Raw genomic sequence first — 16177 nt, forward strand, 5'->3', positions numbered from 1 at the left:
AACTGCATCAGGGAGGCCGGATAAATGGCTGATTTAACAACAAACTTTCTGGGAATTTCAAGTCCAAACCCTTATTGGCTGGCCTCCGCGCCACCGACGGATAAGGAATACAATGTTCGCCGCGCCTTCGAGGCCGGTTGGGGCGGTGTGGTATGGAAGACTTTGGGGTCCGAAGGCCCTCCGGTCGTAAACGTAAACGGGCCACGCTATGGCGCGATCTACGGCGCGGACCGCCGGTTGTTGGGTCTTAACAACATCGAACTGATCACCGACCGCCCGCTAGAGGTGAACCTTGAGGAAATGGCCCGCGTGAAGGCGGATTATCCGGATCGCGCCCTGATCGCCTCGATCATGGTGCCTTGTGAAGAGGCTGCGTGGAAGGCCATTCTGCCGCGTGTGGCTGAAACGGGCGCAGATGGGATCGAGCTGAATTTCGGTTGCCCACATGGGATGAGCGAGCGCGGCATGGGCTCGGCTGTGGGGCAGGTGCCGGAGTATATCGAAATGGTGACCCGGTGGTGCAAACAGTATTACGATCGCCCGGTTATCGTGAAACTGACGCCGAACATAACCGATATCCGCAAACCCGCCGCGGCCGCTAAGAGCGGGGGTGCGGATGCGGTGTCGCTGATCAACACGATCAACTCGATTACCAGTGTAGATCTGGATACGTTCAGCCCCGAACCATCGATTGACGGCAAAGGCAGCCATGGTGGCTATTGTGGTCCGGCGGTGAAGCCGATTGCTTTGTCCATGGTGTCAGAGATTGCGCGGGCTGAAGCCACGCGTGGCCTGCCGATCTCGGGCATCGGCGGCGTGACCACTTGGCGCGACGCTGCCGAGTTTATCTCGCTTGGTTGTGGTAATGTTCAGGTCTGCACCGCAGCAATGACCTATGGCTTTAAGATCATCGACGAACTGACTGCAGGCTTGTCAGAATGGATGGACGAGAAAGGCTATACCAGCATCGATCAGGTGATCGGCCGCGCGGTGCCCAATGTCACTGACTGGCAATATTTGAATCTCAACTACATCGCAAAAGCGAAAATTGATCAGGACCAGTGTATCAAGTGTGGCCGCTGCTATGCCGCCTGCGAGGACACCAGCCATCAGGCGATTTCGATGTCGGCAGATCGGGTATTCGAAGTCATCGATGAAGAATGCGTTGCCTGCAACTTGTGTGTAGATGTCTGCCCGGTCGAAGGCTGTATCTCGATGGAGCCAATGGCAGCCGGAGAGGTTGATCCGCGCACGGGCAAAGTGGTTAATCCCGAATATGCCAACTGGACAACGCATCCGAACAATCCGATGGCCAAAGCCGCCGAGTAAGAGATACCGGAATCCCGCTACAACTGGTTCGGTGATACACTGCCGCTGACGGACAGGATCAAAGGAGCATGTCATGTCAGCGGCACCAATGGGTCGGAACAAGGGTGGCAACCGGGTCACAAAGCTTGATCGGGATACATCCAAGAAGAATGTCGCCCTTTCCAAAGCGAAACAACGCGACGCGCTTGCTGCAAAAAATTTTGTGAAACATCAAAAGCAGGTCAAAAAGGATCTGGAACAATTGATCAAACTTCGACGCTCGATCGAAGAGATGCTTAAGAAGCTGAAAGAGGACCGGCAACTGGATCAGAGATTTCTGAACCAAGTTACAAAAAAGGTTAAATCTCTCAAGGACTTTAGCGCTTTCATCAAAGCATCCGAACGTGAGCATTCGGTAGGTGTTCAGCAGCCCAAGATGTACACCGCAATTGTACAGGATGCCAGAAAAGTACCCAAAATCAATACAGTCAATACAATGGGCGACTTGACCATAATTCTGGCCATGACCATCGTAATTTTGAAGCGTATTCTTGCCTTGAAACCGGCGAAGTAACGTCTATGGCGTTAGAAGTTTGCGATAGAGTGTATCAACGAAAGTCTCGGCGCCTTCAAAAGGATCTTCGTCGCCCAAGATTGCGCGAACCTGCACGTCAAAATCTGCATAATGCTGGGTCAGAGCCCAGATTGAGAAAATCAAATGATAGGGATGCAGGCGCGCAATCTTTCCCTGATCCATCCAACGGGTAAGGATGGCTATTTTTTGATCGACCAGATTCTTGAGATCGCTGGATAAAGCATCGCGAATGCGGGGCGCTCCCTGAACCAGTTCATTTGCAAACAGGCGGCTTTCGCGGGGGAGGTCGCGACTCATCTCAAGCTTTCGGCGGACGTAAGATAAGATCTCTTCCAGCGGCTCTCCGTTTTCGTCAAGCTCGTGCAAAGGTGCCAACCATACCTCAAGTAAGCCAGTTAGAAGGGCAGTGTGAATCGCCTCTTTTGACGGGAAGTAATAGAGCAGATTGGGTTTACTCAATCCCGCCTCGGCGGCGATTTGGTCAACGGTGGCCCCGCGATATCCATGTGCAGAGAACACATTCAGGGCAGCGTCCAGAATCGCTGCTCGGTTTTTTTGCTGAATCCGTGTTGGCGCGCGGTCCTTGGGCATGTTTCCCTGTGCCTATTTTTGGTTTTCTGCGTGGCGGATATGTCGAAAATTTCGGCAATACCATGCATTTTCTTGACTGATGTCGAACCCGTGATAGCGTGAGTTTGACCAGATGGTCAAATCAAGACACCAAAAGCGAGCTAAATCGCAAGCAACAGGGAAGAACAAGATGGCAGCTCCGGCGCAGAATCTCAGGATCAATGGCGACAGGCTATGGGACAGCCTGATGGAGATGGCCAAGATCGGACCCGGTGTGGCGGGTGGCAATAATCGCCAGACGTTGACTGATGAGGATGCCGAAGGGCGCGCATTGTTTCAAAAATGGTGCGAGGACGCGGGTTGCACCATGGGATTGGATCAGATGGGCAACATGTTTGCCCATCGCGAGGGAACGGACCCAGAGGCTCTGCCTGTCTACGTGGGTTCGCATCTGGATACACAGCCCACGGGCGGCAAGTATGATGGTGTTTTGGGCGTGCTTGGCGGGTTGGAGATCATTCGCACGTTGAATGATCTTGGGATCAAAACCAAGCACCCGATCGTTGCAACAAACTGGACCAATGAAGAGGGGACGCGATATGCCCCCGCGATGTTGTCTTCGGGCGTATTCGCCGGAATGCACACGCAGGATTGGGCCTATGATCGTGAGGATGCCGAGGGCAAAAAATTCGGGGATGAGTTGAACCGCATCGGCTGGCGCGGTGATGAAGAGGTGGGTGCGCGCAAGATGCGTGCGTTCTTCGAGCTGCACATCGAACAGGGTCCCATACTGGAAGCCGAGGGCAAGGATATCGGCGTTGTCACGCATGGCCAGGGGCTAAGCTGGACCCAAGTCACAGTGACTGGCAAGGATGCGCATACCGGGTCTACTCCGATGCCGATGCGTAAGAATGCCGGGCTGGCAATGGCACGTATTCTTGAGAAAGTGGATGAGATTGCGTGGTCACATGCGCCTCATGCCGTTGGTGCGGCGGGTCATATCGACGTGTACCCGAACTCGCGCAATGTGATCCCGGGAAAGGCGGTGTTTACGGTCGATTTCAGATCACCCGAATTGGATGTAATCACCGATATGGAGAACCGGCTGCGTGTCGCGGCAGAGGATATCGTCAATGAGATGGGACTGCAGATCGAATTCGAGAAGGTTGGCGGCTTTGATCCAGTAAAATTCGATGAAGGTTGCGTGGCAGCGGTGCGCGACGCGGCTGAACGGTTGGGTTATTCACATACAGATATCATTTCAGGCGCGGGACATGATGCCTGCTGGATCAATCGAGTTGCCCCGACAGCGATGGTGATGTGTCCCTGCGTGGATGGGCTCAGCCACAATGAGGCTGAAGAAATCAGCAAGGATTGGGCTGCAGCCGGGGCCGATGTTTTGCTGCACGCCGTCGTTGAAACGGCCGAGATCGTGGAATAGGGGGCTTTGCCCCGTCGCCCGATGGGCGAGTCCCCCGGAGATATTTTTAGCCAGATGAAGCAAGCGGCGCAGACCGCATCAGGGAGTTTAACATGAGCACTGTGATCAAGAACGGAACCGTTGTGACCGCTGATCTGACCTATAAGGCGGACGTGAAGGTTGAAGGTGGCGTGATTACTGAGATTGGGCCGGACCTGCGAGGTGATAAGGAACTGGATGCGTCGGGCTGTTATGTGATGCCGGGTGGAATCGATCCTCATACGCATCTTGAGATGCCGTTCATGGGGACCTATTCCAGCGATGATTTCGAAAGCGGGACGCGCGCAGCTCTGGCGGGCGGGACCACGATGGTGGTGGATTTTGCGCTGCCCAATCCGGGCGAAAGCCTGTTGGACGCGCTGAAACGCTGGGACAACAAGTCAACGCGTGCAAACTGTGATTATTCGTTCCACATGGCGGTGACCTGGTGGGGTGAGCAGGTGTTTGATGACATCAAAACCGTCATCGAGACCCGCGGCATCAACACCTTCAAGCACTTTATGGCCTATAAAGGCGCGCTGATGGTGAACGATGATGAACTTTTTGCCTCGTTCAAACGTCTTGCGGAGCTAGGTGGCACCGCGATGGTCCATGCCGAGAATGGCGATGTGGTTGCTGAGCTGAGTGCGAAGTTGTTGGCCGAAGGAAATACAGGGCCAGAAGCGCATGCCTATTCCCGTCCACCGCAGGTGGAAGGCGAGGCAACCAACCGGGCGATCATGATCGCAGATATGGCAGGTGTGCCGCTCTATGTGGTGCATACCTCCTGCGAAGAGGCGCATGAGGCCATTCGGCGCGCCAAGATGCAGGGCAAGCGTGTATGGGGCGAGCCATTGATCCAACACCTGACCTTGGATGAAAGCGAGTACTTCCACCACGATTGGGAACACGCGGCACGTCGGGTTATGAGCCCTCCGTTCCGGAACAAGCAGCATCAGGACAGCCTTTGGAATGGTCTACAGTCTGGAACGTTGAGCGTTGTGGCCACAGACCATTGTGCGTTTACGACGGAGCAGAAACGGTATGGCGTGGGTGATTTCACCAAGATTCCGAACGGGACCGGAGGGTTGGAAGATCGGATGCCGATGCTATGGACCCATGGGGTGAATACCGGGCGTCTGACGCCGAATGAGTTCGTGGCTGTTACTTCAACTAACATCGCCAAGATATTGAATTGCTATCCGAAAAAGGGCGCAATTCTTGTGGGCGCGGATGCTGATTTGGTTGTTTGGGACCCGGACAAGGCCAAGGTAATCTCGGCCGAGACACAGCAATCCTCCATCGACTACAACGTCTTTGAGGGCAAAGAGGTGCGCGGGTTGCCGCGGTTCACGCTGACCCGCGGTGCGGTGGCCGTACATGATGGTGAGATTCAGACTCAGGAAGGGCACGGGAAGTTCGTGGCGCGTGAGGCCAATACCCATGTGAACAAGGCGCTAAGCACCTGGAAAGAGTTGACAGCGCCCCGGCCTGTTGAGCGGACAGGTATACCGGCAACGGGTGTGTAAACCTCTTGGGTCGCCTTTCCGGCGACCCGGGTCTGAGCTTCTTCAAGGCAATGGAATGAATACAGAAAATACTACTAAGCCCGTTATTGAGGCAAGGCAGCTGGATCTCACATTTCAGACGAATGATGGGCCTATTCATGCGCTGAAAGATGTGAACTTGTCGATTGGCAAGGGGGAGTTTGTCAGTTTCATCGGCCCATCTGGCTGTGGTAAAACCACTTTCCTACGCTGCATCGCGGCGCTTGAGACACCGACGGGTGGGTCTTTGAACGTGAATGGTATGACGCCGGATGAGGCGCGGAGAAACCGGGCTTACGGGTATGTGTTTCAGGCAGCGGGGCTGTATCCATGGCGAACGATTGCGAAAAATATCAAGCTGCCGCTCGAGATTATGGGCTATTTGTCTGCTGAGCAGGATGAGCGGGTTAAAAAGGTCTTGGAACTTGTTGATCTTGAAGGGTTTGGGGGCAAATTCCCCTGGCAGCTATCAGGCGGCATGCAGCAGCGAGCCAGCATTGCGCGAGCCCTGGCCTTTGATGCAGACATCTTGCTGATGGATGAACCGTTCGGTGCTTTGGATGAGATTGTACGCGACCATCTGAACGAACAGCTCTTGGCGTTGTGGGCGAGGACCGAGAAGACCATCGGCTTCGTGACCCATTCGATCCCCGAGGCGGTGTATCTCAGCACCAAGATCGTGGTCATGAGTCCGCGGCCTGGTCGGATCACGGATGTGATCGATAGTCCTCTGCCGAAAGAGCGGCCTTTGGATATCCGCGATACGCCCGAGTTTATCGAAGTCGCTCATCGCGTGCGCGAGGGGCTGAGGGCCGGTCATGGGGATGATGTTTGATGGCGGGTGACGGCATCAGACGGGCATCTTTGGATGATGTGACAGATTGCGCGCGGATCATTTGGACCTGGGCGAAGCAGACGGGCTGGATGCCCGATGAACTGCCGCAAGAGGAACTTGCAAGCCTGATCCGTGAGGCGTTGCCCAACCGGGACATCTGGGTCGCCGGAGATCCGCCTGATTGTTACATGTCGGTTGATCCGGTCGAGAACAAAGTGGGCGCGCTTTATTGTCTGCGGACGGGACGGGGTGTCGGAAAACGGTTGTTGGATAAAGCGAAGGAGGGGCGCGACCATCTTTGGCTAACGACGCATGTGCCGAATGTGGACGCTCAGCGGTTCTATCGTCGTGAAGGGTTTATCGAGACGGGACGGGAGCCTCCGGTGCCGCCTGACACGGTACCTGTCATTCGGATGGAGTGGCAGGCATGAAGCAAATTATTGCAGTCCTCACTGTCCTCGCCGCCATTGTTATCGTGTGGTACGCGGCTTGTATCCCGATGAATATCAAAGGGGTTCTGACTGAACAGGAGCGTGCGGGGGCCGAAGTCCAGCCGCCCTCAGCCAAAGATCGCCGAGACATGGGTGAGATCGGATTGGCCCTGAATAACTCTTTCGCCATACCTGCGACATGGGAGCAAGAGCGTCCGCGCCTTCCAGCGCCCCATCAGGTTGCGATTGAAATGTGGGAGACCACGGTTCAGAAGAAAATCACCTCTAAACGCTCGCTGATCTATCATGGTTGGGTCACGTTAAGTGCCACAATGTTGGGTTTCGTTATCGGGACCGGGCTGGGCATTCTTCTGGCCGTTGGAATCGTGCATAGCCGGGTGATGGACTTGTCGGTGATGCCTTGGGCGATTGTTAGCCAGACCATCCCGATCATCGCGTTGGCGCCGATGATCATTGTTGTCCTGTATTCGGTCGGCGTGCAGGGGATCATTCCTAAGGCGATCATTTCGGCCTATCTCAGCTTTTTCCCTGTCGTCGTCGGCATGGTTAAAGGGCTGCGCAGTCCGGATGCCATGCAGCTTGATCTGTTGCGGACGTATAATGCCAGCCGCTCGCAGGGGTTCTGGAAACTGCGTCTGCCGGCCTCGATGCCCTATCTGTTTACATCGCTGAAGATTGGTGTCGCTGCGTCTTTGGTAGGGGCCATCGTTGGGGAACTGCCTACAGGTGCTGTGGCGGGGTTGGGCGCGCGATTGCTCGCAGGCAGCTATTACGGCCAGACCGTGCAAATCTGGTCAGCGCTGTTTGCAGCGGCCATTCTTGCCGCTTGTCTTGTAGGGTTGTTGGGGCTGATTGAGCGGACGGTTCTAAAACGGATGGGGATGGCACAATGATACCTATTCTTGGTGCAATAGCTGTCTGGTTATTGGGCTGGTGGTTGAACAGCCGTCTGGCCAGCGGACCCTATTCCGACACACGGATGGTGGGGTTTCTTGCGCCTTTGATCTTCGGTCTAACCGTCATTGGCATCTGGGAGCTGGTCGTGCGCGGCCTCGAGGTGCCATTGGTCATCCTGCCGGCACCATCTGTCATCTGGGTTCGTTTCTGGGACAGCTTGCCAACTCTTTGGGCGGACTTTGTACAAACAATCATCAAAGGTGCGCTGAGCGGCTACATCATCGGCTGTGGCTCGGCATTCCTGATGGCGATTGCGGTGGATCGCTGGGATTTCCTGCGTCTCGGGTTGCTGCCCGTCGGCAATTTCGTCGCAGCACTGCCGATCGTGGGCACCGCGCCTATTCTGGTTATGTGGTTCGGCTTCGACTGGCATTCGAAGGCGGCTGTTGTCGTGGTGATGGTATTCTTCCCGATGCTGGTGAACACGGTGGCGGGGCTGCGCGAAGCCACGGCGATGCAGAGGGATTTGATGGAGACCTATGCCGCCACTTATTGGCAAAGCTTCCTTAAACTGCGCCTGCCTGCTGCGATGCCATTCATTTTCAACGGGTTAAAGATTTCTACCACACTCGCCCTGATCGGGGCTATCGTGGCTGAGTTCTTTGGCTCACCCACCCTGGGCATGGGCTTTCGGATATCCACCAGCGTCGGGCAATTGTCGCTGGATATGGTGTGGGCCGAGATCGTGGTCGCAGCGCTGGCTGGGACGGCCTTTTACGGCCTTGTGGCGATGATCGAAAAGGCGGTGACCTTCTGGCATCCGTCTCAGCGAGGATAAATGGAATAATTCAACAGACCCCACAAACGGGGCAAACATAAGCAACTAGGAGATATGATGATGAAGAAGCTACTCAGCGGGGCGGTTGCCGCCTTTAGCCTGGCAGCCAGCGCGGCACTTGCTGCGGATGAGGTGACGCTGCAATTGAAGTGGGTCACGCAGGCCCAGTTTGCAGGCTACTATGTGGCGAAGGACAAGGGGTTCTATGAAGAAGAGGGGCTGGACGTTACAATTCTACCCGGTGGTCCCGACATAGCACCCACTCAGGTGATTGCAGGCGGTGGTGCAGACGTGACGGTCGAATGGATGCCAGCCGCGCTGGCCGCGCGTGAAAAGGGTCTGCCTCTGGTAAACATCGCACAGCCCTTCAAAAGCTCAGGCATGATGCTCACTTGTTGGAAGGATGCTGGAATTGCTGCACCCGAGGACCTGAAGAACCGTACTTTGGGTGTTTGGTTCTTTGGCAACGAATTCCCGTTCATGAGCTGGATGAGCCAGCTGGGTATCAGCACCGATGGCAAAAGCGACAGCGGTGTCGAGGTTCTTAAGCAAGGCTTTAACGTCGATCCGTTGCTGCAGCGCCAGGCCGATTGCATTAGCACTATGACCTACAATGAGTACTGGCAGGTCATCGATGCCGGTGTCACGCCCGAGGAACTGGTGACCTTCAAATACGAAGATCAAGGCGTCGCTACGCTTGAGGATGGCCTCTATGTGCTTGAGGAAAATCTGAGCGATGCGGCCTTTGCCGACAAGATGGAGCGTTTTGTCCGTGCCTCGATGAAAGGCTGGAAATACGCCGAAGAGAATCCGGATGAGGCCGCTGAGATCGTGCTTGAAAATGATGCAACCGGTGCCCAGACCGAAGAGCATCAGAAACGCATGATGGGTGAGATTGCCAAGCTGACCGCAGGGTCGAATGGTGCTCTGGACCCGGCTGATTTCAATCGTACGGTTGAGACTCTGCTGGCCGGTGGTTCCGATCCAGTTATCACCAAGCAGCCTGATGGTGCTTGGACACACCAAATCACGGATGCTGCGCTGAACTAAGTTCAGCAAAACGCGCAATTCTAAACGCGGTCCCATTGGGGCCGCGTTTTCTGTTGTGGATGCCGGATTCGTGCCTGTACTTGCTGGTTGAAAGGTATAGTATTTCACTGAAATTAGCGGCATTTAATAACGTCATGGCAACTATTGGGTAGAGAATGCAGAGTTTTGCATCAGAATTCAATCAAGCGATCTCGTTGATCCTGAATGGGGATGCCGAGTTGTGGGCGATTGTTCTGTTGTCGCTGCGTGTTTCGGTGTTTGCGGTGCTGATTTCGGCAGTCGTTGGAATGCCTGTCGGGGCAGCATTGGCGGTCGCCCGATTTCCAGGGCGGCGCGCGCTTATCATATTGATGAACGCTCTGATGGGATTGCCACCGGTTGTGGTCGGATTGCTGGTTTACCTGATGTTATCCCGATCTGGCCCATTGGGTGTGCTGGAGCTGCTCTACACACCTGCTGCCATGATCATAGCGCAGGTGGTTCTGGTGACACCGATCATGGCCGCGCTTACCCGCCAGGTGGTTGAAATGCTGGCCGAGGAATATTCCGAACAGCTCCGCTCGCTTGGGGTATCGCGGTTGGCGTCGGTACCGGTGCTGTTGTGGGACGCGCGGTTGGCGCTGGTTACCGCCTTGTTGGCTGGGTTTGGCCGGGCGATTGCCGAGGTTGGTGCGGTGATCATTGTGGGTGGAAACATCAATCACGTCACACGCGTGATGACGACCACGATCGCTCTTGAAACCTCCAAAGGTAACCTTGCGATGGCGCTGGCCTTGGGGGTGATCCTGATCGGCTTGGCCGTGGCGGTAAACGCGATGGTCAGTGCGCTGACACTTCGTGCCGAGCGGGAAGGGCTGCGCCATGCGTGATGTCGTGACCGGGGCGCCGGGTATTCTGGACGTGAGCGGCCTGAGTATTGCACGTAATGGCAAGGCATTGCTGGACGTCCCGCACCTTTGTCTGGATGGTCCGGGCCCGACCCTTATTCTTGGACCGAATGGGGCGGGTAAAAGTCTGCTGCTGCGTTGCCTGCACGGACTGATACAACCAGATCGGGGACGTGTTTGTCAGAACGGTGCTGTGTTGAATGCCCGCCACAAGGCACGACAGGCGATGGTATTTCAAAGCCCTGTTTTGTTGCGCCGTTCTGTTGCTGCCAATCTGGACTTTGTTCTGAAACGGCGATCCATGCCGCGCGCGGAAAGGAAGCATCGTATCGAATCCTTGCTGGATGAGGGCGGGCTAGATGGCAAGGCGCGTCAACCCGCGCGTTCGCTTTCTGGTGGCGAGGCGCAAAGGCTCGCAATATTGCGCGCATTGGCCTTGGACCCCGAGACGTTGTTTTTGGATGAACCCACCAGCGCACTGGATCCCAGCGCAACGCAGATGATCGAACGGATGATCCTGCGCGCGTCTGAGCGGGGCGTACGCATCGTTATGGTGACGCATGACATTGGACAAGCACGCCGGTTGGCATCTGACATAGTGATGATGCAAGCAGGGCGAGTTGTTGAACACGGTAAAGCAATGCAGGTTCTGGAAGCACCAGAAAGCGACGAGTCGCGCCGGTATCTGGCCGGTGGCCTCGTTACCTGATTTATACAGATGGAGAAATGGGATGATCCCTGATTTCATTCGGGCATCAATTGTTGCGCTTGGGCTAACCGCTGGCGCAAGTTTGGCGGAAGAACCCTTTATTATCGTGCAGTCTACGACCTCTACTCAAAACTCGGGTTTGCTGGATTATATCTTGCCCGGGTTTGAGGCCGAAACCGGTATTGACGTGCGGGTTGTGGCTGTTGGAACTGGTCAGGCGATCCGAAATGCAATCAACGGGGATGGTGATGTCCTGTTGGTTCATTCCAAAACAGCCGAAGAGCAGTTCGTTGCTGATGGTTGGGGGGTTGAGAGGTTTGATGTCATGTATAATGACTTTGTTCTCGTCGGCCCGAAATCTGACCCGGCCGAGGTCAAGGGCGATACCGATATCATCGCAGCCCTTGCGGCAGTGGCCAGCTCCAAAGCGCCCTTCGTTTCGCGCGGCGACGACAGCGGAACCCACAAGGCCGAGATGCGTTATTGGCAGGTGACAGATGTCGACCCGACAGTTGCGTCGGGAACATGGTATCGCGAGGCCGGAGCGGGCATGGGCGCATCGCTTAATATCGCGAGCGGGATGGGCGCTTATATCCTGACGGATCGCGCAACATGGCTTTCATTTGGAAATCGAGGTGATCTGGAAATCCTGGTTGAAGGCGACCCTCGAATGTTCAACCAATATGGCGTGATACTGGTGAACCCAGAGAAGCACTCAAGAGTTCGTGCAACTTCGGGGCAGAGGTTCATTGATTGGTTGATTGGCCCTGATGGTCAGGCGGCGATTGAATCCTATGAGTTGGATGGGCAGCAGATGTTCTTTCCGAACGCAAAATGAATTTCATCTTTGGCAATTATCATTGGAAAAATGGAAAGATCAGCCACTTGCGCCGTTGTGGTGAATCTGGCCCAGATTCCTGAGGTCATATCCGCCCAGGTCGGTAGCGCGTTCAGAGAAACGCTCGGATTGCAGAAACTGGATTAAAGTCTGCATCGGCGGCTCAAAGAAAGCACGTCGCCAGATGGCAAGATCTAACCGTTCAGAGTGAGTGGGCACAAAGCTCAGTCCATAAGGACCCGCAAGTGCACCGAGGCCGAACCCTGCTTCGGCTTTGCCATCCCGTACGGCAATCGCCAGTTCTTCTTCGGTGCGGGCGCAGATTGGGAGGGCATTCAAATCTTCTCGGCCGAGCCCATGCTTGCCAAGCTCTGCATCGAACAGATGCTGACTGGCGGCACTGTCCTGTCGTAGGATGACGCGACGGCCTTTCAAGTCCTGAATACCAGAGATCTCAGGTGTGCCAGTCGCAAGCAGCAGACCGCGCTGCCTATGCGCGATTTGGTAGAGGATCACTGGAGCGTTGCCCATTCTGTCGCGCAGAGACTGGGTGTTAAAGCCTTCGGGTTCATGGATATGCAACGCAGCCGCTTGTGCTGTGCGGTCAGATAGGCGGTTCAGCCCGTCGAATGAACCGTCATAATAGGTGGCCAGCCCCGAGCCACTTTCCCTCAGCGCCCAATCCAGCAGCGGATCATGGCTGCCGGCGACAATGGGGGGCAGGGGCGGTTCAGCCACCTGCGGACCAGAGCGCGAGGCATTGAGCCATGCGATGATCTCTGCCTTCGGGAACAGCAGTTTTCCCATTGCCCGCACGCAAGGGATTTCACCAGAGGACGCCAGATCATAGGCTTTCCGCTCACCAATGCGCAGCAGATCCGCCAATTCGCGTGTTGTCAGGTATTGCGACATTCAGTCTAGACGCACCGAAGAGCCGGAACCCGACGCTGCAGCGCTGAATCCGATCTTGTCCAGAACGATCGGCGCGGCAGCGGCAATGACGACCATCGCAACGACGGCGGAAAGGAAGGCTTTCATTATTTCCTCCGGCTCAGTTTTCGGGTGCCGTGGCGTGTCGTAAAAAGGTGACCAGATCAATGCGGTCTTGCGATCCGCTAATCCGCTGCATTGGCATCTTTGATCCCGGAATGTAATGATCCGGGCCCTTGTCGAAAAGAGCGTTTATTGTCTCTTCATCCCAAATGATATCAGAAGTTTGCAGTGTATCTGAATAAAGATAGTCCGGTACTGTCCCTGCTTTGCGTCCAAACACCCCATACAGGGTTGGACCCGCGCGCCGCTGGTCATCCGGTGAAAGGCTATGACAGATTGAGCATTTGCGGGCAAATTGGCGTTCCCCATTTCCCATCTCGTTCGGGTTCTTCAGGAAACTGGGTTCGGCCGCCGCCATCTGCTCGCGGTCTTCCGAGGCCGCGATCGGCCAGCTATACATCGCTTCGTCAATTCCGCCAGCATGAATATTTTGCCCATCGTTCGAAAAAGCCAGAGCCCAGACAGGCCCGCGTAGCGTAGCCCTGAAATCTTGCGAGATACGCCAGTTCAGGGTGTCGATGACCATGATAAAACCTTCACCATCACCGACAGCGAGAAGGCTTCGATCAGGGCTGAGGGCAAGCGCCAGTATCGGCCTTCGGTCCAGGGTGAAATCGCGTTCCTCGCCGGTTGCTAGGTCAAGGATGCGGGTGACGCCATCAACGGCACCGTAGGCGATCCAGTTGTCGATAGAATTCAAGACCAACCTGTTCACGCCGAACCCGTGCTCGATAAGGCGATCCACCTCCTGACCGCTCGCGACATCCCAGAGGCGGATCGAACCATCCACACCCGCCGAATAAAGCTGTGACCCATCAGCAGTGAACTCCACGGCATTTACCCCGCTGCCCGTTGGCCCGAGCAACATAGGTTCTGACCCATCGACCGGCCAAAGCCCGATCATTCCGTCCCAGCTTGCCGTCGCGACATGAGTTTTTGATGCAGTGAGCCCGACGATCTTTCCTTTGTGTCGTCCAACGATTTCGCCTCCGGGCCAACGCCGTAGCGTGAAATCATCACCAGCTGAATAGATTGCGGTACCGTTAAACACGACAGTGTTGACGGCAGCTTCATGGCCTTCCAGCCATTCCGGGGTCTGTCTGGTCCATAGGCCAACCGAATTGTCGAAACTCGCCGTTGCAATGCGCCCGTCTTGTGCGATTGCGATCCCCATGATCGGCCCGCCATGGCCTTTGAGCGTGAAGAACTCGGACCAAGCGGGCAGGGGGATCAAGCCAAGCGTCAAAACCAGCCAGCGCATTTATTCAGCGGGTGAGGCCGCCGCTTTGCTGGCCTCTTTTTCCTGCACCTCTTCCAGCCACAGTGAGTGATGCTCGCGCGCCCATTGTTCTTCGACTTCACCAGTGCCCATGGCGTCAAAAGCACCTTCCATGCCGACTGAGCCGAGGTAGATATGCGCTATGATGATCGCAATGAACACATAGGCCACCATGACGTGCCAAACCTGGGCATATTGCATCTCTTCTTGAGGCGACATCTGCACGGGTAGGTTCAGGCCCAGCATCTGTGGAATGCCGGTTGCGGTGGCGATTTGGAATGTCTTTGCGAACATCGGCAGCTCAAACGGGAACAGTAGCGAAAGGCCCGATAGGCTGATCGAGGCGCCGAGTAGTATACAGGCCCAGAAAATCACCTTTTGACCTGCGTTGAACTTCTTTGCGGGCGGGTGGCTGTTCTTGGTGAACAAACCACCACCGGCTGCGAGCCACTTCAGGTCGGTCTTGTTGGGTATGTTATGTGAAATCCAGTTCACGGTGACGATAATCAGACCAAGCATGAAGGCCCAGGCGAGGTTGTTATGTAGCCATTTACCCCCCTGAGCGATGGTTGCGAACCCTTCCTTGCCGAAGATCGGGATCAGGAAGTCACGGCCATAAAGCGCCAGCAGGCCGGTGATGCCAAGGATCAGGAATGAACCGGCAAATAACCAATGTCCGAACCGTTCGAAACTGTTGAACCGCAGGACCTTGCGCCCGGTCTTTTCGCCATCTATGCGGATTTTTCCGCGGATCAGGAAGAACAGAACGATGACCGCAAGCATTCCCGCGATGATGTATGTACCGTATTCGCGCAGTGGCCCGGTACGGAAACTCAGCCACCACATACCGCCATCTTGAATCAAAACGCTGTCTGCTGGTCCATGGGATGAAACGGTGACATCTGCCGATCCATAGCGCAGCGCGCGATAGACATCGCTGTCTGAGGCGACGCCGCGCGTGCCGATTTGCCCAAGCAGACCTTCCACATTGCCCTGTCCGGTATTTTCCGACCGATAGCTGTTGTCGACCTTCTCGCCGCGCTGACGGGCCAGAATGTCCTCAAGCGTTGTCGCTCCGCCAGTCGAAGCGCGTTCATTAGTGGTTGCGGGTGCCTCAGCATCGTTGGTTTGGGCAACGGAAGCGTGGACCAGCCCGATGGTGAACAGCAATGCGAAGAATAAGCGGAACATCTGAACCTCGGTCAAAATCCCTGATCAGGCGACCCACGGATGCGGGTCGCCTGTTTGGTTCATGAAAGCGGAGTTATCCGTCTTTCTGGTCGTAGGCTGTACCCCAACCCCAAGCGCCCGAGCCGAAGCCGCGCGCCACTACGCGTTCGCGGTAAACGGCAGACACTACGTCGCCGTCACCGGCAAGCAGGGCTTTGGTGGAACACATCTCGGCGCAGATCGGCAGTTTGCCTTCGGCGATCCGGTTGCGACCGTATTTGGCGAACTCCGCGGTCGAGTGCGTTTCCTCGGGGCCGCCAGCGCAGAAGGTACATTTGTCCATCTTGCCGCGCGATCCGAAGTTGCCCGCCTGCGGATATTGCGGCGCGCCGAAGGGGCACGCGTAGAAGCAATAGCCGCAGCCAATGCACAGGTCCTTGGAGTGCAGGACGACCCCTTCTTCGTTCTGATAGAAGCAGTCGACCGGGCACACCGCCATGCAAGGCGCATCCGAACAATGCATACAGGCCACCGAGATCGAACGTTCGCCCGGGTTACCATCATTGATCGTTACCACCCTGCGGCGGTTGATACCCCATGGCACTTCGTGCTCGTTCTTACACGCGGTTACGCAGGCGTTGCACTCGATGCAGCGTTCAGCGTCGCAGAGAAACTTTGCTCTAGCCATTA

18 protein-coding genes are annotated in these 16177 nt (G+C 55.8%); 12 read left to right on the plus strand and 6 right to left on the minus strand.

The features are described from left to right. The first annotated feature begins 24 nt into the window (after positions 1-24). Positions 25-1329, plus strand: coding sequence for an NAD-dependent dihydropyrimidine dehydrogenase subunit PreA (preA, locus tag ACR0JR_RS00960; protein ID WP_480454687.1), 1305 nt, complete (start codon positions 25-27; stop codon positions 1327-1329). Between the two features lie 73 nt (positions 1330-1402). Next, positions 1403-1882, plus strand: coding sequence for a hypothetical protein (locus ACR0JR_RS00965; protein WP_480454688.1), 480 nt, complete (start codon positions 1403-1405; stop codon positions 1880-1882). 3 nt (positions 1883-1885) lie between these two features. On the opposite strand, the gene ACR0JR_RS00970 is transcribed toward ACR0JR_RS00965, so the two are convergent. Further along, a complete protein-coding gene (locus ACR0JR_RS00970; RefSeq protein WP_480454689.1) occupies positions 1886-2494 on the minus strand; it encodes a TetR family transcriptional regulator C-terminal domain-containing protein in 609 nt (202 codons plus the stop codon). A 169-nt stretch (positions 2495-2663) separates the two neighbouring features. Here ACR0JR_RS00970 and ACR0JR_RS00975 point away from each other — a divergent pair, with 169 nt between their 5' ends. From ACR0JR_RS00975 to ACR0JR_RS01020, 10 genes are all read left to right on the plus strand, one after another. Next, positions 2664-3914 (plus strand): Zn-dependent hydrolase, encoded by a 1251-nt coding sequence (locus ACR0JR_RS00975; protein WP_480454690.1) that lies wholly within the window; start codon positions 2664-2666, stop codon positions 3912-3914. 92 nt (positions 3915-4006) lie between these two features. Further along, positions 4007-5461, plus strand: coding sequence for a dihydropyrimidinase (gene hydA / locus ACR0JR_RS00980; RefSeq protein WP_010439443.1), 1455 nt, complete (start codon positions 4007-4009; stop codon positions 5459-5461). Between the two features lie 55 nt (positions 5462-5516). Beyond that, complete coding sequence (locus ACR0JR_RS00985; RefSeq protein WP_480454691.1) at positions 5517-6314, plus strand: ABC transporter ATP-binding protein; 798 nt, start codon at positions 5517-5519, stop codon at positions 6312-6314. Next, a complete protein-coding gene (locus tag ACR0JR_RS00990) occupies positions 6314-6745 on the plus strand; it encodes a GNAT family N-acetyltransferase (protein ID WP_480454692.1) in 432 nt (143 codons plus the stop codon). Before ACR0JR_RS00985 ends, ACR0JR_RS00990 begins: the two co-directional genes overlap by 1 nt. Next, on the plus strand, positions 6742-7659 hold the full coding sequence (locus ACR0JR_RS00995; RefSeq protein ID WP_170469504.1) for an ABC transporter permease: 918 nt from the start codon (positions 6742-6744) through the stop codon (positions 7657-7659). The genes ACR0JR_RS00990 and ACR0JR_RS00995 overlap by 4 nt, the downstream gene beginning before the upstream one ends. After that, positions 7656-8501 carry an ABC transporter permease gene (locus ACR0JR_RS01000; protein WP_480454693.1) on the plus strand — a complete coding sequence of 282 codons (846 nt, stop codon included), beginning with the start codon at positions 7656-7658 and terminating at the stop codon, positions 8499-8501. The genes ACR0JR_RS00995 and ACR0JR_RS01000 overlap by 4 nt, the downstream gene beginning before the upstream one ends. A gap of 60 nt (positions 8502-8561) precedes the next feature. After that, positions 8562-9551, plus strand: coding sequence for an ABC transporter substrate-binding protein (locus ACR0JR_RS01005; RefSeq protein WP_010439453.1), 990 nt, complete (start codon positions 8562-8564; stop codon positions 9549-9551). A gap of 155 nt (positions 9552-9706) precedes the next feature. Next, on the plus strand, positions 9707-10420 hold the full coding sequence (locus tag ACR0JR_RS01010) for an ABC transporter permease (protein ID WP_480454694.1): 714 nt from the start codon (positions 9707-9709) through the stop codon (positions 10418-10420). Beyond that, positions 10413-11147 (plus strand): ATP-binding cassette domain-containing protein, encoded by a 735-nt coding sequence (locus tag ACR0JR_RS01015; protein WP_480454695.1) that lies wholly within the window; start codon positions 10413-10415, stop codon positions 11145-11147. The genes ACR0JR_RS01010 and ACR0JR_RS01015 overlap by 8 nt, the downstream gene beginning before the upstream one ends. A gap of 22 nt (positions 11148-11169) precedes the next feature. Beyond that, the gene (locus tag ACR0JR_RS01020; protein ID WP_480454696.1) at positions 11170-11985 is read left to right on the plus strand and encodes an ABC transporter substrate-binding protein; all 816 of its coding nucleotides are present in this window, start codon (positions 11170-11172) and stop codon (positions 11983-11985) included. Between the two features lie 39 nt (positions 11986-12024). Here ACR0JR_RS01020 and ACR0JR_RS01025 read toward each other — a convergent pair whose 3' ends face one another. The 5 genes from ACR0JR_RS01025 to fdh3B form a co-directional block, all read right to left on the minus strand. After that, a complete protein-coding gene (locus ACR0JR_RS01025; protein WP_480454697.1) occupies positions 12025-12897 on the minus strand; it encodes a substrate-binding domain-containing protein in 873 nt (290 codons plus the stop codon). Continuing rightward, positions 12898-13023: a hypothetical protein gene (locus ACR0JR_RS01030; protein ID WP_480454698.1), complete on the minus strand. Its 126-nt coding sequence runs from the start codon at positions 13021-13023 to the stop codon at positions 12898-12900. Positions 13024-13036: 13 nt separating this feature from the next. Further along, on the minus strand, positions 13037-14299 hold the full coding sequence (locus tag ACR0JR_RS01035) for a c-type cytochrome (RefSeq protein ID WP_480454699.1): 1263 nt from the start codon (positions 14297-14299) through the stop codon (positions 13037-13039). Next, complete coding sequence (locus ACR0JR_RS01040) at positions 14300-15508, minus strand: formate dehydrogenase subunit gamma (protein ID WP_480454700.1); 1209 nt, start codon at positions 15506-15508, stop codon at positions 14300-14302. A gap of 73 nt (positions 15509-15581) precedes the next feature. Further along, complete coding sequence (gene fdh3B, locus ACR0JR_RS01045; RefSeq protein ID WP_010439472.1) at positions 15582-16175, minus strand: formate dehydrogenase FDH3 subunit beta; 594 nt, start codon at positions 16173-16175, stop codon at positions 15582-15584. Between the last annotated feature and the right edge of the window lie 2 nt (positions 16176-16177).

The sequence above is a fragment of the Ruegeria sp. AA3 genome (assembly GCF_056542905.1).